The organism is Acinetobacter sp. D009, from assembly GCF_038562025.1.
Lineage (GTDB): Bacteria > Pseudomonadota > Gammaproteobacteria > Pseudomonadales > Moraxellaceae > Acinetobacter > Acinetobacter pittii.
The window spans coordinates 2,247,792-2,270,765 of record NZ_CP151886.1 but is presented as its reverse complement, the minus strand read 5'-3'; the positions used below and the strand labels follow the sequence as shown (position 1 = coordinate 2,270,765).

Annotated in this window: 22 protein-coding genes and 2 pseudogenes; 12 read left to right on the top strand and 12 right to left on the bottom strand. The window is 40.7% G+C overall.

The features are described from left to right. Positions 1 to 2: 2 nt before the first annotated feature. From AAC388_RS10805 to AAC388_RS10795, 3 genes are all read left to right on the top strand, one after another. Positions 3 to 734 carry an amino acid ABC transporter ATP-binding protein gene (locus tag AAC388_RS10805; protein WP_342370585.1) on the top strand — a complete coding sequence of 244 codons (732 nt, stop codon included), beginning with the start codon at positions 3 to 5 and terminating at the stop codon, positions 732 to 734. 30 nt (positions 735 to 764) lie between these two features. Further along, positions 765 to 1,625 carry a transporter substrate-binding domain-containing protein gene (locus AAC388_RS10800; RefSeq protein ID WP_000476790.1) on the top strand — a complete coding sequence of 287 codons (861 nt, stop codon included), beginning with the start codon at positions 765 to 767 and terminating at the stop codon, positions 1,623 to 1,625. An 83-nt stretch (positions 1,626 to 1,708) separates the two neighbouring features. Continuing rightward, positions 1,709 to 2,575 carry a cysteine ABC transporter substrate-binding protein gene (locus AAC388_RS10795; RefSeq protein ID WP_000209985.1) on the top strand — a complete coding sequence of 289 codons (867 nt, stop codon included), beginning with the start codon at positions 1,709 to 1,711 and terminating at the stop codon, positions 2,573 to 2,575. Positions 2,576 to 2,624: 49 nt separating this feature from the next. On the opposite strand, the gene AAC388_RS10790 is transcribed toward AAC388_RS10795, so the two are convergent. Beyond that, positions 2,625 to 3,554: a LysR family transcriptional regulator gene (locus AAC388_RS10790; RefSeq protein ID WP_342370584.1), complete on the bottom strand. Its 930-nt coding sequence runs from the start codon at positions 3,552 to 3,554 to the stop codon at positions 2,625 to 2,627. Between the two features lie 91 nt (positions 3,555 to 3,645). Here AAC388_RS10790 and AAC388_RS10785 point away from each other — a divergent pair, with 91 nt between their 5' ends. Then, the gene (locus AAC388_RS10785; RefSeq protein ID WP_202732557.1) at positions 3,646 to 4,284 is read left to right on the top strand and encodes a LysE family translocator; all 639 of its coding nucleotides are present in this window, start codon (positions 3,646 to 3,648) and stop codon (positions 4,282 to 4,284) included. A gap of 88 nt (positions 4,285 to 4,372) precedes the next feature. After that, a pseudogene (locus tag AAC388_RS10780) lies at positions 4,373 to 4,493 on the top strand (hypothetical protein). 394 nt (positions 4,494 to 4,887) lie between these two features. Here AAC388_RS10780 and AAC388_RS10775 read toward each other — a convergent pair. The 5 genes from AAC388_RS10775 to AAC388_RS10755 form a co-directional block, all read right to left on the bottom strand. Beyond that, positions 4,888 to 6,849 carry a family 2A encapsulin nanocompartment cargo protein cysteine desulfurase gene (locus AAC388_RS10775; RefSeq protein ID WP_342370583.1) on the bottom strand — a complete coding sequence of 654 codons (1,962 nt, stop codon included), beginning with the start codon at positions 6,847 to 6,849 and terminating at the stop codon, positions 4,888 to 4,890. Next, entirely contained in the window at positions 6,824 to 7,756 is a 933-nt protein-coding gene (locus tag AAC388_RS10770) for a family 2A encapsulin nanocompartment shell protein (RefSeq protein ID WP_001107602.1), read from the bottom strand. The genes AAC388_RS10775 and AAC388_RS10770 overlap by 26 nt, the downstream gene beginning before the upstream one ends. A 240-nt stretch (positions 7,757 to 7,996) precedes the next feature. Further along, positions 7,997 to 8,938, bottom strand: coding sequence for a serine O-acetyltransferase EpsC (gene epsC, locus AAC388_RS10765; protein ID WP_342370582.1), 942 nt, complete (start codon positions 8,936 to 8,938; stop codon positions 7,997 to 7,999). An 18-nt stretch (positions 8,939 to 8,956) separates the two neighbouring features. Continuing rightward, complete coding sequence (locus AAC388_RS10760; RefSeq protein WP_320540344.1) at positions 8,957 to 9,466, bottom strand: rhodanese-like domain-containing protein; 510 nt, start codon at positions 9,464 to 9,466, stop codon at positions 8,957 to 8,959. Positions 9,467 to 9,703: 237 nt separating this feature from the next. Beyond that, positions 9,704 to 10,441, bottom strand: a complete 738-nt coding sequence (locus tag AAC388_RS10755) for an SDR family oxidoreductase (RefSeq protein ID WP_320540343.1) — start codon at positions 10,439 to 10,441, stop codon at positions 9,704 to 9,706. A 125-nt stretch (positions 10,442 to 10,566) separates the two neighbouring features. Here AAC388_RS10755 and AAC388_RS10750 point away from each other — a divergent pair, with 125 nt between their 5' ends. Then, positions 10,567 to 11,487 (top strand): LysR family transcriptional regulator, encoded by a 921-nt coding sequence (locus AAC388_RS10750; RefSeq protein WP_342370581.1) that lies wholly within the window; start codon positions 10,567 to 10,569, stop codon positions 11,485 to 11,487. A gap of 38 nt (positions 11,488 to 11,525) precedes the next feature. Here the strand turns inward: AAC388_RS10750 and yghU are convergent, their stop codons facing one another. From yghU to AAC388_RS10735, 3 genes are all read right to left on the bottom strand, one after another. Next, positions 11,526 to 12,386, bottom strand: coding sequence for a glutathione-dependent disulfide-bond oxidoreductase (yghU, locus tag AAC388_RS10745; RefSeq protein ID WP_238517378.1), 861 nt, complete (start codon positions 12,384 to 12,386; stop codon positions 11,526 to 11,528). A 33-nt stretch (positions 12,387 to 12,419) separates the two neighbouring features. Then, on the bottom strand, positions 12,420 to 13,046 hold the full coding sequence (gene yfcF, locus AAC388_RS10740) for a glutathione transferase (RefSeq protein WP_238517379.1): 627 nt from the start codon (positions 13,044 to 13,046) through the stop codon (positions 12,420 to 12,422). A gap of 119 nt (positions 13,047 to 13,165) precedes the next feature. Beyond that, positions 13,166 to 14,071, bottom strand: a complete 906-nt coding sequence (locus AAC388_RS10735; protein ID WP_238517380.1) for a LysR family transcriptional regulator — start codon at positions 14,069 to 14,071, stop codon at positions 13,166 to 13,168. A gap of 110 nt (positions 14,072 to 14,181) precedes the next feature. On the opposite strand from AAC388_RS10735, the gene AAC388_RS10730 reads away from it, so the two are divergent. Next, positions 14,182 to 14,613 (top strand): CidA/LrgA family protein, encoded by a 432-nt coding sequence (locus AAC388_RS10730; RefSeq protein ID WP_342370580.1) that lies wholly within the window; start codon positions 14,182 to 14,184, stop codon positions 14,611 to 14,613. A 12-nt stretch (positions 14,614 to 14,625) separates the two neighbouring features. Continuing rightward, entirely contained in the window at positions 14,626 to 15,315 is a 690-nt protein-coding gene (locus AAC388_RS10725) for an LrgB family protein (RefSeq protein ID WP_002157453.1), read from the top strand. 7 nt (positions 15,316 to 15,322) lie between these two features. On the opposite strand, the gene AAC388_RS10720 is transcribed toward AAC388_RS10725, so the two are convergent. Beyond that, complete coding sequence (locus tag AAC388_RS10720) at positions 15,323 to 16,813, bottom strand: PLP-dependent aminotransferase family protein (RefSeq protein WP_342370579.1); 1,491 nt, start codon at positions 16,811 to 16,813, stop codon at positions 15,323 to 15,325. Positions 16,814 to 16,928: 115 nt separating this feature from the next. Between AAC388_RS10720 and AAC388_RS10715 the strand changes: the two genes are divergently transcribed. Both AAC388_RS10715 and AAC388_RS10710 read left to right on the top strand, forming a co-directional pair. Next, positions 16,929 to 17,564 (top strand): FMN-binding negative transcriptional regulator, encoded by a 636-nt coding sequence (locus tag AAC388_RS10715; RefSeq protein ID WP_342370578.1) that lies wholly within the window; start codon positions 16,929 to 16,931, stop codon positions 17,562 to 17,564. A gap of 42 nt (positions 17,565 to 17,606) precedes the next feature. After that, positions 17,607 to 18,200: a GNAT family protein gene (locus AAC388_RS10710; protein ID WP_342370577.1), complete on the top strand. Its 594-nt coding sequence runs from the start codon at positions 17,607 to 17,609 to the stop codon at positions 18,198 to 18,200. Between the two features lie 3 nt (positions 18,201 to 18,203). Here the strand turns inward: AAC388_RS10710 and AAC388_RS10705 are convergent, their stop codons facing one another. Both AAC388_RS10705 and AAC388_RS10700 read right to left on the bottom strand, forming a co-directional pair. Then, on the bottom strand, positions 18,204 to 19,196 hold the full coding sequence (locus AAC388_RS10705; RefSeq protein ID WP_151818805.1) for an AraC family transcriptional regulator: 993 nt from the start codon (positions 19,194 to 19,196) through the stop codon (positions 18,204 to 18,206). 38 nt (positions 19,197 to 19,234) lie between these two features. After that, positions 19,235 to 20,065 carry an oxidoreductase gene (locus AAC388_RS10700; RefSeq protein WP_342370576.1) on the bottom strand — a complete coding sequence of 277 codons (831 nt, stop codon included), beginning with the start codon at positions 20,063 to 20,065 and terminating at the stop codon, positions 19,235 to 19,237. Between the two features lie 344 nt (positions 20,066 to 20,409). Between AAC388_RS10700 and mdcA the strand changes: the two genes are divergently transcribed. Both mdcA and AAC388_RS10690 read left to right on the top strand, forming a co-directional pair. Next, positions 20,410 to 22,089 carry a malonate decarboxylase subunit alpha gene (gene mdcA / locus AAC388_RS10695; protein WP_342370575.1) on the top strand — a complete coding sequence of 560 codons (1,680 nt, stop codon included), beginning with the start codon at positions 20,410 to 20,412 and terminating at the stop codon, positions 22,087 to 22,089. Then, a pseudogene (locus tag AAC388_RS10690) lies at positions 22,089 to 22,974 on the top strand (triphosphoribosyl-dephospho-CoA synthase). The gene mdcA and the pseudogene AAC388_RS10690 overlap by 1 nt, the downstream one beginning before the upstream one ends.

The following is a 22,974-nucleotide window of genomic DNA, read 5'->3' as shown; positions in this document are numbered from 1 at the left end:
TTATGCCTTTGTTATCGATACAACAATTACAGAAATCATTTGCACAAAGTCATATTTTACAGGGCATTGATCTGGATGTAGAACAAGGAGAAGTGGTTGTTATTTTAGGTCCATCGGGCTGCGGTAAAAGTACCTTACTGCGTTGTATTAATGGCTTAGAACCGATTCAGGGTGGCGAAATTCGTTTAACTGGCTCAGGTGTTTTGGGCAAAGATGTGGACTGGACTAATGCTCGTCAAAAAATTGGCATGGTTTTTCAAAACTATGAGCTATTTGGGCATATGAACGTCATTGATAATATTTTGCTCGGGCCACTTAAAGTACAAAAACGTCACCGCGATGAAGCAGAACAAGTAGCAGATGAGTTGCTAAAGCGAGTCGGGCTATATGAGCGAAAACTTGATTATCCACGACAACTTTCTGGCGGACAAAAACAGCGTATTGCCATTGTTCGTTCACTGGTCATGCAACCTAAAGTCATTTTGCTTGATGAAATTACCGCTGCGCTTGACCCAGAAATGGTTAGGGAAGTGCTTGATGTGGTACTCAAGTTAGCGAATGAAGGAATGACCATGTTGATTGTGACACATGAGATGTCCTTTGCCCGTAAGGTTGCTGACCGCATTATTTTTATGGATAAGGGCAAGATTATTGAACAGGCTTCACCAGAAGAATTTTTTGAACAGCCGAAAACAGAACGAGCGAGAGCCTTTCTAAATATTTTGTCGTATTAATTTTTTATTATTTGAATCATGAGGAAGTGAATGTTTAAACGTAATTCAATAAAAATATTAAGCAGTCTTGCGGTAGCTGGGGTTTTATTAACTGCATGTAGTAAAACGCCATCAACTGAACAGGCAAGTAATGCTCAAGAAGACCATTCTTTAGAACAAGTCAAAAAAAATGGGGTTCTACGCGTTGCTGTTTTTGCCGATGATCCGCCGTTTGGTTATGTAGATAGTGCGGGGAATAATCAGGGCTTCGATGTAGCTCTAGCAAAACGAGTGACTAAAGATTTGCTTGGTGATGAAAAGAAAGTTGAGTTTATTGTGACTGAAGCTTCAAATCGGGTGGAGTTTTTAAAATCAAATCGAGCTGATGTTGTATTCGCGACATTTACGGTAACTCCTGAACGCAAAGAGGTTGTCGATTTTGCCGAGCCTTATTTAAAAGGTGCGTTTGGTATTGTCTCGCCTAAAGCCAAGCCAATTACTGACATTGCCCAATTAGAAGGTAAGACCTTAATCGTAAATAAAGGCACAAGTTCAGATACCTACTTTACCAAGCATTATCCAAAAGTGAATTTACTCAAGTTTGAAAGAAACTCGGATGCCTTTAAAGCCTTAACAGATGGTCGTGGTGACGCGATTTCACAAGATAGTACCTATGCTTTGGCATGGGCCGCGAAAAACCCAAGTTATGTTGCAGGTATTCAGTCTATTGGTGATCAAGAGTTTATTGCACCAGCGGTTAAAAAGGGCAATACCCAACTATTGAATTGGCTCAATACTGAAATTAAGCAGCTCAGAACAAGCGGTGAAATTAAGAAAATTTATGATGAAACCTTGAAACCAATTTACGGCGACTCGGTCAATCCGAATGTGTTTTTAGATGTAGGCCAATAATTTTCGATATCGCTAGAGCAGTGGCTAAAAGTAGGCGCTGCTATTTTTAAATAAGACTTTTACAAGAACGATAGGGTGAAATAATGACAACATTAACATTTCAAAACGTGAAGCATATTTTAGCTGCGTCTTTACTGAGTTTAGGTTTAGTTGCATGTGACAAAGGAACTCAGTCTACTGAAAAAACAGCAGATACCACACAAACTGTGTCGAGTATTGAACAGATCAAAAAGAATGGCGTGGTACGAATTGGCGTATTTAGTGATAAACCGCCGTTTGGATATTTAGATGCTCAAGGTAAAAACCAAGGCTTTGATGTTGAGATTGCCAAGCATGTTGCTAAAGATCTGCTGGGTGATGAAAACAAAGTTGAGTTTGTTTTAACTGAAGCGGCTAACCGTGTCGAATACTTAAAAGCCAATAAAGTGGATATAATTTTCGCAAACTTTACTGTTACACCAGAACGTAAAGAAGTTGTCGATTTTGCAAAGCCTTATTTAAAAGTGGCACTAGGTGTGGTTTCTCCTAAAAGCCATCCGATTACCGATGTTGCTCAACTTAAAGATAAAACTTTATTGGTAAACAAAGGTACAACGGCTGATTCATTCTTCACCAAGACTCATCCTGAAATTAAACTACAAAAATATGAACAAAACACTGAAACTTTTGATGCTTTAAAAGATGGTCGTGGTGCTGCGCTTGCACATGATAACTTGCTGGTTTTAGCTTGGGCTAAAGAAAATCCAAATTACACCGTTGGCATTACCAATTTAGGTGAACAGGACTTAATTGCACCAGCAGTGAAAAAGGGTGATAAAGAGTTATTGGATTGGTTGAACCAAGATTTAGAGAAACTGGCTAAAGAAGGTGTGATTCATCAAGCTTATGAAAAGACTTTAAAACCAGTCTATGGCGATACGATTAATCCAAAAGATTTATTGGTTGAGTAATTCTAATAAAGAGGACTCTAGATAGGATTTGCTCGAGTTAGGAGCTGGACTAGATTTTTAAAGTCGGCTCTGCTGCTAATTTATCTGCCAAATATTGAATCAACACACTCAATTTAGGCGGAACATGCCGTGTCGGTGGGTAGAGTAACCACAGCCCACCGCTATAATAGGTCTTAAAATACCAGTCGGGTAAAACCTGAACTAAGGTACCTTGTTGTAGAGCATGGCGTGCAACGAAGTACGGCAAGCTCGCAATACCTAAATGCTGTAATGCAGCACTCAAACGCACACCCGTATGATTTGCAGCATAACGACCACGCACGGCAACACTTATCGATTTATTTCCTTGTTGAAATTTCCATTTTGAGTCACTGGCTTGTTCACCTAAGTAAATACATTCATGCTGCTTTAAATCATGAGGGTGGTTCGGTATGCCATGCTTGGCCAAATACTCAGGCGTAGCACAAACCAAGTGATCAATATTAATGAGTTTTCGACCCATAAGGCCACCGGGTGGTTGCTCTGTAATTCGAAGTGCTAAATCGACTCCATCATCAATCAGGTCTACATAACGATCTTCTAAAAGCATTTGTATATCAATTTTAGGGTAGCGTTCTAAAAACTCGGGTAAATGCGGATGAATCATAAAATGTCCCACAGCTTTGGGAGCACTCATATGAATAATACCTTCTGGCTCGACATGAAATTGACCCGAACTTTCCATGACTGCTTGTGCCGCATTTACCATATCTAAACAACGTTGATAGACCTGTTGTCCACTTTCACTTAAACGAAGTTTTCGTGTAGTCCGATAGAGTAAGCGGGTGCCTAAAGCACGTTCTAAACGGGCAATCGCGCGGCTCACAGCAGAAGGTGTTGTACCAAGCTGGCGTGCAGTTTCAGAAAAGCTTTCCGACTCGACAACCTTAACGAAAGTCGCCATTTCATTTAACAGAACCAGACTTTGATTTGTGCTCATGAGGCAAAAGTTATTTGGATTTTAATTGGATTATCGCGTCTAAAAAATCGCAATACAATCTTTTAGGTAATTTTCAGGAAACTAAATTGTTATGTGGCAGTTGTATGGACATGAGTTTTTAACGCTAGCTCTTATTCACTTTATGGCGGTGATTTTACCGGGACCAGATTTTGTGATTACGGTAAGGCAAAGTGTACGTTATGGCTACCTGATTGGATGTCTGACCGCGATTGGTATTGGTGTCGGAATTTCAGTACATGTTTTTTATACCCTTGTTGGGATTGGCTTCTTGATTCAGCAAAGTGAATGGCTCATGTCACTGATCAGAACAGCAGGGGCAGCTTATTTGATTTATTTAGGATGGCAGTGTTTACGTAGCCAGCCGAATACTAATATTGAGATAAATGGCCAAGCAGACGGTGATACGCCGAGTTTATTTAAAGCGTTTACCATGGGTTTTCTCACCAATGCATTAAACCCCAAAGCCACTATCTTTTTTCTGGCAATCTTTACGACGATTGTAAGTACGGCCACACCAATGAAAGTTCAGGTTTTTTATGGTGTGTGGATGTGTATGGTCAATGCCATTTGGTTTATGGTGGTGAGTGTACTGTTTGCACAGCCTATCGTACGTAAAAGATTTTTGGAGTTTGGGGTTTATTTTGAGAGGGTAATGGGATTGTTGTTGATTGGAATTGCATTGAGATTGATTTGGGGATTGTTTAATTAAGTTGGTTTTATTTATAAGTGGATGGGGTGGCGCGACGGAGTCTTACCGTTTATACGTCATAATAAAGTAGCTAATTCTGTTACTTTTTTTGGAAAAAGTAACCAAAAAACTTTGTCATCTACAGAACCTGTTCACTGTTTTCATCTATCAGGAAATGTTGCGAAAACATTATTTTTATAAATTATGGGCAGGCTGTAGATGACTCTTAGCTCGAGCTGAAGGCTAATTCAGAAATCGAATTTAAAATAACAAGACTCCGCAGTGATAACTACTTTGAGTTGTCCGAACTATTGATGACTCTTAATTCGAGCTAAAATCATCTGCAACCTGCGTGGTATTAAATAGTTTATGTTTCTGCGATATATCGATTAGATATAAGAAGAGGACAGGTTTTGCAGATGAAAATGCTTTTGCTTACTTTGGGCGAAACCAAAGTAAGTCTAGCCGAAGGCTAATTCAGAAATCGAATTTAAAATAATAAGACTCCACTGTAATAGCTACTTTGACTTGTTACTTCATATATAACTTTTGAGCTCAAGTAGTTTTAATAAATAATCCATAAAAAAGACCGCCCAAAAGCAGTCTTTTCTCAAAAAAATAAATTTAACTAGTACGCCTATTACGCGTCAGTTGATGTAACACCGACACCAATAAATCAATTTCTTCAGTCGTATTATAAAAAGCCAAAGACGGACGCACGGTCTGTTCCACACCAAAACGGCGTAAAATTGGCTGTGCACAATGGTGCCCAGAACGTACGGCAATACCATGTTGATTTAAAGCTTTACCGACTTGTTCAGTTGAATAACCTTGTAAGGTAAAGGACATCACACTGGCTTTGTGATGTGCGGTTCCGATCAGGCGTAAACCTGACACACTACTCAGCGCATTTTGACCATATTCGAGTAGATCATGTTCATAGCGAGCAATGTTATGAATACCTAGACTTTCTACATATTCAAGTGCAGCACCTAAGCCAACAGCATCGGCAATGTTTCCAGTTCCAGCTTCAAACTTGTTGGGTGCAGGTTGGTAAACTACTTGTTCGAAGGTCACATCTTGAATCATGTTACCGCCGCCTTCCCAAACAGGCATGCTTTCTAGCAACTCTGGTTTTGCATAGACCACACCAATACCCGTTGGCCCAAACACTTTATGTCCAGAAAATACAAAAAAGTCTGCATCAAGAGCTTGTACATTAGTAGGGATGTGCGAAACAGATTGCGCGCCATCAACTAAAACACGTACACCTTTGGCATGCGCAATTTTAATGACTTCAGCAACAGGTGTGACTGTTCCTAAAGCATTCGAAACTTGAGTAATCGACAGCAGTTTAGTGCGTTCATTAATCAGTTTTGGCAACTCTTCTAAAATAATCTGGCCTGTGTCATCCACAGGAATGACTCTTAATTTTGCTCCAGTTTTTTTAGTGAGTTGATACCAAGGCACAATATTGGCATGGTGTTCTAAGTGAGAAACGATAATTTCATCACCTTCACCAATATTTTGCTCACCCCATGTTTTTGCAATCAGGTTAATGCCTTCGGTTGTTCCTCGAACAAAGATAATTTCTTTAGAAGAGGGTGCACCAATGAATCGGGCAACTACATTTCTTGCATGCTCATAGGCATCGGTTGCACGAGCCGCTAACTCATGGGCAGCACGGTGAATATTTGAGTTTTCATGCTGATAAAAATAAGCAATCCGGTCAATCACACGCTGCGGTTTTTGTGTGGTCGCAGCATTATCCAACCAAACTAGAGGGCGACCATTGACGCGTTCCTGTAAAATTGGGAAATCGCGACGTATGGCATGTACATCGAGTGGTTGAGCACTGCTTGCTACAAAAGTGGGTTGCGATGGTTGATAGTGACTATAACTTTGTCCAGTTTGAGGCAAGTCTAAAAAATAAAATGCAGAGCTTGCCGAACTTTGGGGAGGCGTGTTCGTTGCAAAACGATCTTCTGTCAGCAATGATTTCAGCTGATCACCATGTGGTAACTGAAAAGACTGTGCAACTGAATAATTATCTTCAACACCTTTAACAGACGGTTCTGCTGTATTGGGAGCAGAAAAATCATTTAAAAAATAATAAGGTGATTCACCTGCACCAGTGGGTAAGTTTGGTTCAATGCGTGGCACATTGGGTTCACTATGAGCAGCTTGTGGCAAATGTGGTTCAAATGGTGGGCGTGGCAAATTAGCTCCACCAACCACAGGCGCAGACGCTACAATTCGGCGTTCAGGGTAGTCTGGCAAATTTGGAATATGCTCAGGATATTCCGGATTGAGACTTTTCTGAAAGGCGATATTGGGCGCACGACCACTGAGTGCAGAAAATGGTTCACCCGGTTGTGGTGGATGCGGTGGCGCTCCGACAGGTAAGTCCAAGTTAAGGCCCGATGGAGAAGCTGAACTGCTTGAGCTTGGTAATGCTGAAAAAAACTCATTAGCAAGTCGAGCAATGGTGGACTCATCAGGGAAGTTGGCTGGTGGATTAATACCAGTCACTTCAGGCCCCGTTGGACTACCTTGCAGATTACTTGTAGTTAACTGGGTAGTCATGATATTTGTCCACCTCCACATCATCTAAAACTGCCAACGCATCATCAGTGAGTACTGCAAGTGAGCAATATAACGAGATTAGATACGACGCAATCGCGTTACGGTTGATTCCCATAAAGCGTACTGAAAGCCCTGGTGACTGTTCACCAGCAAGACCTGGTTGGAACAAACCAACAATCCCTTGACGCTTTTCACCAACACGAAGCAGCAAGATTTTAGTTTTGCCATCTTCTACAGGAATTTTATTAGATGGAATGAGTGGAATTCCGCGCCATGTAATGAACTGCGAACCAAATAAGCTAACCGTTGGAGGTGGTACACCACGGCGTGTACATTCACGTCCAAATGCTGCAATCGCATCAGGGTGTGCTAGGAAAAATCCCGGTTCTTTCCAGACTTTACGTAGTAAATCATCAAGATCATCTGGAGTAGGTGGGCCATTTAAAGTCGAAATACGTTGGTCATCTGTCACACTTGCCAGTAAACCATATTCAGGGTTATTGATAAGCTCGCTTTCTTGACGTTCTTTAATGGTTTCAATGGTTAAGCGAAGCTGTTCTTTAATTTGGTCGTGTGGGCTGCTGTAAAGATCAGCAACGCGTGTATGTACATCTAAAACTGTAGATACACCATTTAAAAAGTATTCACGCGGCTCTGGATCATAATCGACAAAAGTTTGTGGCAAAGTTGCTTCATCTCGTTGTGTGCAAGCCACTTGAATATCATCGGTATTATTGACACGGTTTAGGCGATAGATACCTGCTTCAACAGGAAGCCATTGCAGTAAATGAGTCAGCCATCGGGGAGTAATTGTAGAAAGTTGCGGAGCTGTTTTTGTTGCATTGGCCAGTTGGCGAGCTGCGTGGTCCCCAAGTGCAAGTTGGGCTTTATCTGTATTTTTCGCCATGAATCATTTTTCCTTATTACATTGGCTTTTTAAAAATAAAAATTCTAGGATGCATATAAACTAGAATTAGTTCTGGTTTTAAAATTAAAATCGCGTTATAAATTTTTTAAATACTGAGCTTATTAATGATTTATCTATTTTCTAAATAAAAATATATTTAAACTAGAAATAAGCATTTAGTTAATACATAAGTTTTTTGTTTATTCATCTCCTTATCTATTTATTTCACATCTATATTTTTTAACTGGCAATATGATTTTTTTGATAAGACTCATTCGGTGACTGTAAAATCTGACTACCTGCAGCAACACTATGGGTTAGCCAAACATTACCCCCAATAATTGACCCTCGGCCAATGGTAATACGGCCTAAAATAGTGGCGCCTGCATAAATCACGACATCATCTTCAACAATCGGATGGCGTATATAGTCTTTTTTCAAACCACCATCATCATTGGTTTCAAAGCGTTTTGCTCCAAGGGTCACGGCCTGATAAATACGAACACGTTCCCCAATCACACAAGTCTCACCAATCACCACACCCGTACCATGATCAATGAAAAATCCTTTGCCGATTTGCGCACCCGGATGAATATCAATACCCGTAGCAGAGTGAGCCAACTCGGAAATAATGCGAGACAATAAAGGCACTTGGGCATACAGTTGATGCGCAATTCGGTGATAAATAATCGCAAATATGCCCGGATAGCAAAGTAATACTTCATCCACACTATGTGCCGCTGGATCGCCTTCATAGGCCGCACGGACATCGCCGTCTAAAAGGCGCCGTATAGAGGGCAATGTGTTGGCAAAATCCTGCACAATAGTTTGAGCAAGTTCGTCTGGCTGTTGGACTGTGTTCGAATGACTCAAATGACGTTTTGCTTCATAATTTAAAGCCAGTTGCACTTGAGCATGTAAGGCTGTGAGTACCCGATTTAAAGTATAGGCAATATAAGAATCTTCAGTTTCTTGACGTAAGTCAGCAGGGCCTAAACGCATTGGAAATAAAATTCCGCACAGGTCATCTAAAATGGCTTTTAAAGCTTCTTTAGATGGAAGTTCACGACCCCCAAATTCTTTGGTTCTGTGCTGCTGCTGACGCCAGTCATGCCTTGCTTGTTGTAAACCTTGTACAACCGCATTAATGTTCCATTGAGTCACAAGCTTTCCTTGATTCACTGAAAATTGATTGAAGTATTAGTCTTGTTGCCAAGGAAGTTGGTGGATGCGCCAGCCATTTTTCTGATTACGCTGTTGCTGATCATTTAGATCGCCTTCGAAGCCTTCAAGAACGTTATAAATATGCTCAAAACCTGCATTAAATGCGGCTTCGGCAGCTTGTGCTGAACGGTTGCCACTACGGCATAGCAAAAGAATGGTTTTGTCTTTACCAACTTTTGATTCAAGTTCTTTTAAAAAGCGTGGATTACGGTTAAACGATGTGCCTGTTGCCCAAGCGACATGAACACTTTCAGGGACATAACCTACAAATTTACGTTCTTCATTGGTACGTACATCAACTAAAACGGCTTCTCCTTGTTGTACGAGTTGCCATGCATCAACAGGTGATAAACTGCCACTAAAATTTAGTTCGTGTTCTTGTGCATATTGCTGTGCTTTAGAAAGAATTTCTTCGGCTGAAAAGGATGCATTTGAACCATTTGAGATAAAGCTTTGCGGAGCTTCTGTATTTAATTTAGCATTCATTGAATATATCCTTATCTTTGATTCAGATTGTTAAGGTTCAATTTACGCGTTTTTAAATATAAGCAAAAATAAGGAATATCTATTTATATATATTATTTTTATAAATAAGAGCGGCGAATATTTTATATAAAACAGTATTAGTTAATCTTATAAAGTTATTAAAATAAAATAGATTTAAGAAAATTTATTATTTAGTAAAAAGCGTGCAGATTAAAATAATCCACACGTTTTTAAACATTAAGCAAATCCACCATTTACCCGAATGACTTGTGAATTTATCCAACGCCCATCTGGGCCAGCTAGCATGGCAACTACACTGGCAATTTCTTCAGGTGTTCCGATTCTTTCCAATGGGGCAAGTTTTGCAATAGCCGCCACTTGCTCTTCAGTTTTTCCATTATAAAAAAGGTCAGTACCTGTCGGGCCGGGTGCAACTGCATTTACAGTAATATTCCGTCCGCGTAACTCATTTGCTAACACATGTACTAAACCTTCGACACCTGCTTTTGAAGCAATATAAGGACCATATGCCGGAAAAGATTTGGCAATTACACTGGTTGAAAGCGCAATAATCCGACCACCATCTGGCACTGTTTCGGCCGCATGCGCCAATATTAAAAACGAGCCACGTAAATTGGTATGAATCACTTTATCGAAATCTTGCAGGCTTTCAGGTGTAATTTTTGCCATAGGCATAATACCGGCACTATGAACTACCACATCTACTTGACCATTAATGGCCTTTGCCTCTTGAAATAAACGGCTCACCTCATGTTCATTTGCAACGTCCGCTTGAATAGCTGAGGCTTGACCACCTTGCTCAATAATATGATCTACAGTGGCTTGGGCATGCACTTTATTGCCAGCATAGTTAACAATCACATAAAAACCATCTTGAGCTAAACGTTCTGCAATAGCACGGCCAATACCACGTGATGCGCCAGTAACCAGAGCTGTTTTTATTGAAATATTCATTTTTAGATTGCCTGTTTGAGTAGGTATGGCTTATTTTAATAATATAGAAATATGGGATAAATCTTCATAATTGGATAAGATAATTCCATATTTGTTAATAATAGATAGGGTTAAAAGCGAGCACCATGGATAAATTTGATACCTTGCAACTTTTTACCCGCATCGTAGAGCTGGGTAGTTTTAGTCAGGCAGCCGATCAGCTGAATATCCCACGTGCTACAGCAAGTAATGCCATTAAAGAGTTAGAGAATAATTTACAGTGCCGTTTGCTAGAACGGACGACTCGGCATGTAAGGCCATCACTAGATGGACAGGCATTTTATGAACGCTGCACACAAATATTATCGGAACTCGATGATGCCGAATCATCTTTACGTAATGTAATTGCACAGCCCCGAGGTTTACTACGTGTCGATTTATCAGGCGCACATGCGACTAAAATTGTTTTACCCAATATCGATCAATTTCACGAGTTGTACCCCGACATTGAACTGGTAATTAGTACAGGTGATCGCTTGGTTGATCTGATTAGGGAAGGGATAGACTGTGTGGTGAGAGCGGGGCGTTTGGATGATTCCACTTTAATTGCTAGACATTTGGTCGATATGCCACAAGTGATTTGTGCAAGTCCTGACTATTTAAATAAAAATGGAATGCCACAGCAACCAGAGGATTTGTTATCACATTATTGTGTTAATTTCTTTTCGACATCAGGCGGACGGAATTATCCATTTGAATTGATGGTGAACGGAAAAAAACAAGATTATTTTTTAAAAAGCTGGATAGCGGTAAATGACGCTGAAAACTATGTATTATCTGCTTTACGTGGGGCAGGCTTAATTCAAGTACCGCGCTATCATGTGGCGAATGAATTAAAAGACGGGCAACTGGTTGAGGTCTTATCTGAGTGGGAAATCCCGAAGATGTCAGTTTCTGCTTTATATCCGCAGCATCGGCAGCTCTCGCCACGCGTACGAGTTTTTGTCGCTTGGCTGAGTGAGTTATATACGGGTTATTTTGCTAACTTTGAATACCCGCAAAAATGAAATATCTTGCGGGTAAGTCAAAAAACTGAATGATATTTTTAAGACTGATTCTGTAATTTATCTTGAGTATTGGTCTCAAAATCGCTCGCATCATGACGTTCATGCAACTGTGTGGCTAAATCACCAAAGGTACGGTTGACCATACGGCCACGTTGTACCGCAGGGCGCGCTAAAATCGCATCTGCCCAGCGCTGAACATTTTTATATTGATCGACACCTAAAAACTCCGCGCCGTTATACACCCAGTTTTTAACAAGACCGCCATACCAAGGGAATGCTGCAATATCAGCGATGCTATATTCAGAACCAGCTAAATATTCATGCTTTGCCAGATGCTGATCTAATACATCAAGTAAGCGTTTTGTTTCCATTGCAAAGCGGTTAATCGCATATTCAATTTTAACAGGGGCATAAGCATAAAAATGTCCAAAACCACCACCTAAGTAAGGTGCACTGCCCATTTGCCAGAATAACCAATTAAGGCATTCAGTACGTGCAGCAATATCAGTTGGAATGAAAGCCTTAAATTTTTCAGCTAAATAAAGCAAAATTGAGCCAGACTCAAATACTCTTAATGGCGGGTTTTGGCTATGGTCAACCAATGCTGGAATTTTAGAGTTTGGATTAACTTCTACAAAACCACTGCCGAATTGCTGTCCTTCACCAATTTTAATCAGCCATGCATCATATTCAGCATCTTTATGTCCTAATGCTAAAAGCTCTTCTAACAAAATAGTGACTTTTTGACCATTAGGCGTTGCTAAAGAGTAGAGCTGAAGCGGATGTTTTCCTACAGGAAGTGTATGTTCGTAGCGAGGGCCTGAAGTAGGTTGGTTTAAATCGGTTTTTTCTCCAGTCCATTGCCAAACTTGTGGAGGAATATAGTTTGAATCACTCATTTTTTATCTCGTGTTTGGTGTAAATATAAGGATTTATTTATGTCGTAAGGCAAGCCATTTTTGTACGGTCAGTCTTTGCCATTGCTGTAATGCATAGTTTTTTAAACGTTCTGGTACAGCATCACCATTTTGAATAAGGCGTTGCAACATAAGGGCGAGTTCAGCATCTACAATGCTCCATGAACCAAAAAGAAATTCGGCATCAGACGCAAGAAGTTTTTCTGCAACAAAGAAAAGTTTCTCGGCTGCTTTTAGACCTTCTTCTGAAAGCGGAGTGGAGGTGGGCTGAATAAAAATAACATCGGTTGGACGCTCAGTTCTTAGTGCAACTAAGTCCGATCGGAGCCATGCCTGAATTTGTCTTGCTCTTGCGCGTGCTTGAATATCTTTTGGAAAAATAGCTGTGTCTGGATAAAGTTCTTCTAAATATTCCAAAATGGCAGAAGATTCTGATAAGGCAAAATCGTTATGCTCAAGTACAGGCACTTTAGCTGTTAATGACTTTTCTACAAAAGATGTTTCAAACTGGCCTTGCTGAGCTAAGTCGATGGTTGCTATTTCAAATGGAATTTGTTTTTCGTGTAGTCCTACAAAAACTGTAAATGCATAGGGACTTAGAAATTGTGAATCTGTATACAGCTTAAAATGCTCGTTATTCATTGTTATTGTCCGTGTGATAAACAGATGGGTCTAGTCTAAGTGAGCTAAGCCAAGATTGGGTAGCTTTTTTGTGGAAAAGCTTTATCGGTTTTTGAACTAAGCTATTTCGGTGGTCAACGTTAGGGTTTAATGTGCTGAAAATGTTGACGAACAATACTAAGCCAAGCTTGTACTGCTGGTGAGACAGGAAGATTCTTTTTCCAAGCCATGACTAAGTGCCACTGAATATTTGGTTTTTCAAGTGGCACTGCTGCAAATAAAGTCGGGTCAAGCATGTCAGTATAATACTGTGGGAGAAGTGCAATCCCCATACGTTGTAACACCATGTCTGCTAAGAGGTGCCATTGGCTGGTCCGGCACGCAATGGTTGGGTAGAAACCATGCTGCTTACATGCATTGAGAATAATACTGTTTAAAGAAAAATTCTCTGGAAACATTAAAAATGATTGGTGTTGTAGCTCTTCTAGATTTATTTTTTTGCGGGTTGCCCAAGTCGCATCACGACGTAAAAGTACCATTAAAGGGTAGTTACATAACTCGATGCTATTAAAAGTTTGCTCATCAAAAGGCTGCAATAAAACGCCAACGTCTAGCTCATTATTGAGTAAAGCCTGTTCAATACCGCGTGAACCAACCTCCATAAAAGCCAATTCAATATCTGGCAATTGCTGATGATAATCAAACAGGGCAGTGGTTAGGAGCTGTGAACCTAAAGGTGGAACGCCGAGTTTTAAAGTTCCTGTTTTTAATTGTTGATAGTTTTCAATTTCAAGAAAGATGTTCTGTTCTGCCTGAAGAAGCTCAATCGCATGTTGATAAATCCGCTCTCCAATTTCAGTTAGTTCAATTTGTCTTTTTCGTCCATGATCAGGTTTAACTAAGAGCTGTACCTGAAGCTGCTCTTCAAGCTGCTGTAATATTTTACTAATAGTCGGTTGAGTCAGATGCAACTCTTCAGCAGTACGGGTAAAACTTTTAGTTTTAACTAGTGTAACGAAGCACTGTAATGATTTTAGAGAAAGCATAATAAAGAATAAATTATTCCATTTTGGAATAATATTAACATGAATAATTCATATTTAGCAGCTTTTACCAAGATAGCATAATGGTGTAGTTAACCATTTAATTTCGCAAAATGAGTACTGAATCTGCTTCTGGCACACCCACACAACCTTCACTTTTAGTTTTAGTTAAACAAATTTTGATTTTGGCTGGATTTTGGTGGGTCGGATATCTCTTACATCAAAAGCTTGGCGTACCTGTCTCGGCGGGTATTTTAGGTATGTTTTTATTGCTTCTATGTCTGTTCTTTAAAATTATCAAAATGGATCAGGTGGCAATAGGAGCAACCGTTGTTTTAGGTGAACTGTTGCTGTTTTTCGTACCTGTAGTCGTTGCCGTAATTCAGTATAAAACTTTGTTTATGACTGAAGGCTGGCAAATTGTTTTGAGCATTGCGGTTGGGACCATTTCAGTCATGCTCAGTACTTGCCTGACGATTCACTATTACAATCGTTTGAAAGCTTATTTACAGGCTCGAAAACGTCTTCAACATAAGCATATCTAAAGAGCAAACGACATGAATATTTGGTCAATTCTTTGTCTGATCTGGACTTTGGCAGCCTATGTTGTGGCAAAGCGGATCTATCAGAAAAATCCGAAACTTTGGTTATCACCTGCGATTAGCGTGCCTGTACTCACCATCATTTTGATGACGATTTTTGGAATTTCATATCAAACTTATGCTGAAGATACGCAGTGGATTGTTAATTTATTAGGACCAGCAACGGTTGCGTTTGCTGTACCGATTTATCGTTATCGGGAAACGATTCGTAAAAACCTTGGGGTCCTTTCAATTGCGATTATTGTGGGGATGAGTGTAGGTGTGATGTCTGCCTATGAAATGGCACAGTGGTTTCACTTTAGCCCTGAAGTCACCAACAGTTTGATGGCACGCTCTATTTCAACCCCATTTGCCATGATTTTAGCGGAAGATATTCACGGTTCGGCAGCTTTGGTTTCACTATTTACCGTTATTACGGGTTTGGTCGGCATGATTTGCGGCGATGCGATTTTAGCGATTACTAAAATCCGTTCTAACGTGGCAAATGGGGCAGCCTTCGGAAATGCAGCCCATGGTTTTGGTACAGTTAGAGCACAGCAGCGCAATAGTGAAGAAGGTGTAATTGCCAGTTTGACTATGGTCATTGCAGGTATTTTAATGGTACTGATTGGGCCATTTGCGATTCATCTATGGTTGCTGTTGTAGATTTTATCTAACTTGATTTGTCATGTTGTTGAATAATTCTTGATAATTTTTTTATGGCTTGCCTCATCAGTTCGGGTTCAAAATCGCCTAAGCCGACAATTAAACCCGAACGTCGCCGCTCTTTTGAAAATGTCGGTGAAATTGCTTTGATGGCAATACCTGCATCGACTGCCGAGCTTGCAACGTCAATATCATTAATATGTTGAGCAAGCCATAACACCATATGCATGCCTTGATCGCCCGGCTGTAACCAAGCCAGTTCTTGAGGTATGTATTTTTCAATCAGATCAATAATGTATTCTCGAACTTCTGCATAGACATTTCGAGTACGTCGAATATGCCGCTCTAAATAGCCCTCTTGAATAAAAGTAGCCAAAACGTGTTGGTCGGCAGCAGGCGGGTGTCGATCAATTAAGACTCTAAGCCCACAAAAAGGTGCTACCAATTCTTTAGGCAATACTGCATAGCCAAGTCTAAGTGATGGAAATAGAACTTTGCTGAAAGTCCCAAGATAAATCACTTGGTCGGGTGCCATACCTTGTAAAGATGGGAAGGGTTGACCGTTATAACGGAGTTCACTGTCATAGTCATCTTCAATGATCCATGCATTTTGCTGTTTTGCCCACTCTAATAAGGCCGTACGTCTTGCTAGACTCATCGGCATGCCAAGTGGATATTGGTGAGAGGGTGTCACGAAAGCAGCACGTGCATGTTTAGAAAGCTTAATTCCAGTTTCAACCTGAATGCCTTCTTCATCAACAGGAACACGTACCATCCGAATGTTTTGTACAGCATGTTCAAAAATAGCCGTTGTACCCCGATAAGCCGGATCCTCAATCCAGACTTCATCTTTTGCTTCAAATAAAATCTGACTGCAAATATAAAGTGATTGCTGGATGCCAGGCGTAATCACGATTTGTTCAGGTTCGCAGTGGACAGAGCGGGATCGACGTACATAGTCGGCTATAGCAATTCTTAGTGATAATACCCCTTGAGGTTCACCATATCCTGAAGGAACACCTGCTCCCCGTGATCTATATTTATTACCAAATTTACGCCAGATATCACTTGGTTGAGTACGACCGACGGGGACAGATACCGCAAAAGGAACATGGGGAAGTGGCTTAAATTCATCAAGCACTTTGGCATAAGAACGTGCTGATTTGGTCAGAGGTATCGAGTTAGGTTTATTTTCTTTTGATGAATGTTGTATTGCAGATGTCTTAATCAAAGCATGAGACACATAAGTGCCAGTTCGTGGTTGAGAGTCAAACACACCTTCAGCTAAAAGCTGATCATAAGCTTCAATAATCGTTCCGCGAGCGACCCCAAGTGTTTGAGCCAGTTCGCGTGAAGAAGGCAACGGATCGCCGGGTTGTAAATCACCACTTTGTACAGCTTCGCGTAAAGCTTGGGTCAGTTGAGCACTTATTTTTCCTTGGCTTTTATCAATCTTCGCAATCGATGGAAGTTCAACAACTTTTGCCATTCTGGCCATAATTCTGGTCTACTTAAAAAAATACAAAGTGGTTCTTTTTAATAAACCACATAAACCAGAAAATTTACAACACAAAATATAAATAACCCTGATATTTACAGTGAGGTTTTGAGCCATGTATATCCCCGATGATTATGCAGAAAACCGTTTGGATGTATTGCATTCTCTTATTACCGAATATCCGTTTGGTGTGCTTTTTACTCATGGATGTAATGGTTTAGATGCAAACCATCTTCCATTTGAATTACAGGCAAATGAAGGGGAATTGGGTGTACTACGTGCGCATGTGTCTAGAGTTAATCCTGTCTGGCAGGATATTAAAAATGGAGATGAGGTGTTGGTCGTGTTTCAAGCGGGCGATGCTTATATTTCACCAAACTGGTACCCATCCAAACATGAACAGCACAGACAAGTACCGACATGGAACTATAGGGTTGTGCATGCTTATGGCAAAGTAACCATTCAAGATGATGAACGTTACGTTCGTGGGGTTGTGGCTCGTTTAACTCGTACTCATGAAGCATCTCAACCTGAACCATGGAAAATGTCCGATGCACCAAAAGACTATCTTGAACCGATGTTAAAAGCCATTGTGGGAATGGAAATTGAAATTACTAAGCTGCAAGGAAAATCAAAACTTGGGCAAAACAAAGAACGCCGAGACATTTTAGGCGCGGCAGATGGCCTATCGAAATCTGGTCATCAAACTATAGCGAATGCCATGTACAGTGTGGCTGAGTTAAATAAATAATTTTGAAAATATAAAAGCTTAATATCAATTGAGGAGATAAAGATGTCTTTGACTACACCTGTTGAGTTATTGGGTGAACACGTTATTTTAAAGCCGCTAGATGTAACTCAAGCTGAAGCGCTCAAAGAGGCCGTTTGCGATGGGGAACTCTATAATCTTTGGTATACCCGTGTGCCAAGACCTGAACAGATGACTGCTGAAATTGAAAGACGTCTTGATTTGCAAAAATCCGGCTCTATGTTGCCATTTTATATTGAAGACCGAAAAACGGGGCGAGCGCTGGGCATGACAACTTTAATGCATATTGAAGAAGCCCATCGCCGTGTAGAAATTGGCTCAACATGGTATCGCAAGTCTGCACAGCGTTCACCTGTAAATACCGAGTGTAAAAAGCTACTGTTGGCGCATGCATTTGAGTCATTGAACTGTATTGCGGTTGAGTTACGTACATCTTCTTTAAATGTTCAAAGTCAAGCCGCGATTGTACGCTTGGGTGCAAAGCTAGACGGTGTGCTAAGAAGCCATCAAATTGTGAAAGATGATATTTTGCGGGACACCCATGTTTATAGCATTTTGAAACATGAGTGGCCTGCGGTTCGCCAAAATCTGGAATGGATGTTGAACAAACCGCGTTAGGAATTAATGCATAAGTCTATATTCTTGCGGAGTATTACCTGTCCAGTTTTTAAATGCTCTGCTAAAAGAGTTGTGCTCTTGAAAGCCCAATAGAAATGAAATTTCACCCGTGCTCATTGATGATTTTTCTAAATAATGTTGGGCAAGAGATTGACGAGTCGCATCTAAAAGCGTTTTAAAATTAGTTTGCTCTTCTAAAAGTAACCGTTGTAGCGTACGTTTGCTCATCGCGAGTCGTTGAGCAACATCTTCTATCGTACATAGTCCAGCAGGTAGGTTTTCTAAAAGTATAGCTTTAACTTTTTCGCTAACTGTTGCATCTTCATCAAGCTGTATAAGACTACGTTGCAAGTTTGGCTCGAAAAAAGACCACATGGTCGGGTTGGCTGTTAAAAAAGGACGTTCAGCATCTTGGCGTGAAAAGACAATTGAAATGTGTTCACTTTTTTGTGGAAGTACGCCAAAAAATGTTTTGTACTCTGCCAGATTATTAGGTAAATCGGGCAGCGTAACTTTCAAAGGTATAACTGGATGTCTTGTACATATTCTTGCTAATTGAGCAAAAAAGACCAGTTCTGACATGGCAAGGCTTTGCGGTGTTGGCGTAGATACATTATAAAATTTGAGTTCTAGCGTTGTTGTGTCGTTATCAATTGCGACTTGTAACTGCATTGGCCCAACGAGTCTTTTAAATTCAGATAGACGCTGTATCGCAATATTGAAGTTGGGACTACAAATACAGGCAAAAATCGCTGGATCAAACAGTTCAACTGTAATCATTTGACCAATTTTTAAAGGTAAGTCATTTATTCCAGCAAGTTGTTCAATTGCGTGCCAAAAATTGAAATATTGAACGGGCGTAAGGCTTGCATCTTTACGGTTGAATAAATCAAGCGGTAGAGATGCCAAACGTAATGCATCTTCAAGATTTATGCCTAGGTCATTCAGTAATAACTTCCAATTGGTATTTAGGGCAAAATTTGAAGCATATTTCATTTGAGCATCTCAACATTAAACTTAATGGGTCACTTCATTTATTTAATAACTGACATCACCATAAGATCAAACACACGGTCACCAAACCATTTACGTACAAATATCATCAGTTTGGCATATTTGCCACCCACATAACGTGTTTTAGGTGAGGATGCATGAACAGCTTTCATCAGCATATCGACGACAACTTGCACGTCTGAAAGTTCACCTTTTTCTACTGTAATTTTTGTTGAGTTAGCAACCGCGGCTGCCATATGGCTATACGCACTTTGCCCTGAACGTTCCAGCATAGGTTGGATCATTACATCTGCAAATTCAGTTGCGATAGCACCCGGTTCAATGACAACAACATCAATATTAAATGATTTTAACTCTAAACGTAGGCAGTCAGACCAACCTTCAACTGCATGTTTACTGGCATGATACCAACTACCAAGTGGTGTATAAATTTTCCCACCCATTGATGAAATATTGATAATTCGACCCTGCATTTTTTTACGCATACTAGGCAGAACCTTTTGGGTTAAATAGGCCATACCAAACAGATTCACTTCAAATTGATAGCGTGCATCGGCAAGGGTCGTATCTTCCATAGCACCATACATACCAAAGCCTGCGCAGTTAACTAAAATATCAACGCCATGGGTTTCTTTTTCAATAGTCTTCACAACTTGGTCGATATCATCCTGATTGGTAATATCCATTTTTAATGTATGAGCACCCAGGGCTTTTAGTTCTTGCATAGCATCAACGCGACGAGCAACGGCATAAACAGTTGCACCTTCTTTGAGTAATGCTTTGGTAAATGCTTTTCCCATACCAGATGATGCGCCTGTGATGAGAACGATTTTTTCTTTAACTGTGTTCATATTCTGTCTCTCAACTAAAGTTTTAAGGAAATTGCTTTTCGATAGAGACATCATAGGAATTTGAATGATATTTATCCAAATCGAATGGCGACAATGTTTAATCAAAGCGCGCCAAATTGTAGTAAAGATCATTTATTAGAAATAGAAAGATAAACTCTGCATAAAGCGAAAGCTTATTTTTTTGCTTAATCATGATGAACATATGGCAATTAATAACCACGGGATTAAAGCCATGCTTAAATCATTAACCTGAGGTTAATAACAGCTTATCTAGGTTGATTGATCAAAAGTCCATAAAGCGTTTTTATAGATTCAGAACAAAACTGCGATCTATAGGTAAGTACATGGAAGGATCAGTTCAGAATAAAGAACGGTTATGGACAAAGCGGCGTCATGCCAAACAATTAAAACTAGAGATGGTAAACCAATATACCGATGGTGTGGTGATTCCAACTCAAGACATTATTAAAGTTTTGGAAACCTTAATTACACCGGGTGACAAAGTTGTACTCGAAGGGAATAACCAAAAGCAGGCAGATTTTTTATCGCGCTCTTTGGCACAAACCAATCCAGATGTTTTACATGATTTACATATGATCATGCCAAGCGTCGGACGTTCGGAACATCTCGATCTGTTTGAAAAAGGCATTGCGCGTAAGCTCGATTTTTCTTTTGCTGGCCCACAAAGTTTACGTATTAGCCAGTTAATTGAAGATGGACTGCTAGAGATCGGGGCGATTCATACCTATATCGAGTTGTATTCACGTTTGGTGGTCGACCTCATTCCAAATGTGGTGCTCTCAGCGGGTTTTATGGCGGACCGTCAAGGCAATATCTATACAGGGCCAAGTACCGAAGATTCTCCAGCCCTTATTGAACCTGCGGCTTTTAGTGACGGTATTGTGATTGTTCAGGTGAATGAACTGGTCGATGACGTCTCAGAGTTACCACGTGTCGATATTCCTGCTTCTTGGGTTGATTATGTGGTGGTCGCAGATCAGCCATTTTATATCGAACCGTTATTTACCCGTGACCCGAAACACATCAAGCCAGTGCATGTGCTTATGGCCATGATGGCAATTCGCGGAATTTATGAAAAGCATAATGTGCAATCGTTAAACCATGGTATTGGTTTTAACACTGCGGCAATTGAATTGATTTTACCGACCTATGGTGAATCTTTAGGTTTAAAAGGAAAAATTTGCCGAAATTGGACACTAAATCCGCATCCAACCTTAATTCCAGCGATTGAAACAGGTTGGGTTGAAAGCGTGCATTGTTTTGGTACCGAACTCGGTATGGAAAAATATGTTGCAGCTCGTCCCGACGTGTTCTTTACAGGTCGTGATGGCGCTTTACGTTCCAACCGTATGATGTGTCAGCTTGCAGGTCAGTACGCCGTTGATTTGTTTATTGGTGCAACTTTGCAAGTTGATGGTATGGGCCATTCTTCGACTGTCACCAAAGGTCGTTTAGCCGGTTTCGGTGGTGCACCAAATATGGGGCATGATCCACGCGGACGTCGTCACGATACGCCAGCATGGCTAGATATGCGTTTACAAGGTACCAGTGAAACTGAAACCTATTTGGCACGTGGTAAAAAGTTAGTTGTACAAATGGTGGAAACCTTCCAAGAGGGTGGCAAGCCAACTTTTGTAGAACGTCTTGATGCGATTGATGTGGCTAAAACCGCAGGCTTACCTTTAGCGCCGATCATGATTTATGGCGATGATGTGACCCATTTACTGACCGAAGAAGGCATTGCTTATCTATATAAAGCAAGCAGCCAAGAAGAGCGCCAAGCCATGATTGCTGCTGTAGCAGGTGTGACCAGTATTGGTTTAACTCAAGACCCAAAAACAACAGCACGTTTAAGAAGTGAAGGCTTGGTGGCATTTCCTGAGGATTTAGGTATTCGCCGTACCGATGCCACACGTGAACTGTTAGCGGCAAAAAATATTGCCGACTTAGTGACGTGGTCAGATGGCTTATATCAACCCCCTGCAAAATTCAGGAGTTGGTAATGATGGCACAAGTTCAATATCAAATCCTCAGCGATAGTCAGCTTTTGGCAAGTTTAGCGGTAGAGGCTCTGATTGATGAAGTCAATCTGACACCAAAACCGGCGCTGGTTGATCGTCGTGGTAGTGGTGCTCATGATGATCTGACATTGGAGTTAATGGAGAGCTCTGCAAAAAGTTTAGGATCCATGTTTGAAGAAATGGCTCAAGCAGCCATACATCATGGTGAGGTTTGTTTAGCTTTACGTGAAGACATTGGTGAAATTGGCCGGCAAGGTGAAAAGACCATGATGTTGGCAACAGGTGGTGTAAATACACACCGCGGTGCAATTTGGGCCTTGGGTTTAATGGTTACCGCAGCAGCATTAGCGCGCACCAATCAACAGTACTTATCGGCTGTTGAGCTATGCCATTTAGCAGGCCAGATTGCTCAGCTTGAAGATCGTTTTATTCCAAAGCAGGCTTTAAGTCATGGTCAACAAGTACAAAAGAAATTAGGCATCTTAGGTGCCAAAGAACAGGCTCAACAAGGCTTTCCAACTATTGTGAATTTTGGGTTAAAGCAACTTTATCAAAGTCGTAGTAAACCCATGAAAGAAGAGTTCGCTCGCTTAGATGCCTTACTTGCCATGATGACAGATTTGACCGATACCTGTGTGCTTTATCGCTCTGGCACATCTGGTTTAAAGCGTATGCAACAAGGCGCACAGCAAGTATTGGATTTGGGCGGTAGCTCAAGCTTAGAAGGTCGACGTGCTTTGCATCTTTTAGAGATTGATCTGCTTCGGATGAAAGCTTCCGCTGGTGGTGCCGCAGATTTGTTGGCAGCAACACTATTTATAGATCGTGTTGAGCAGACATCTGTCAAAAAATAAAGAAGGATTTTGA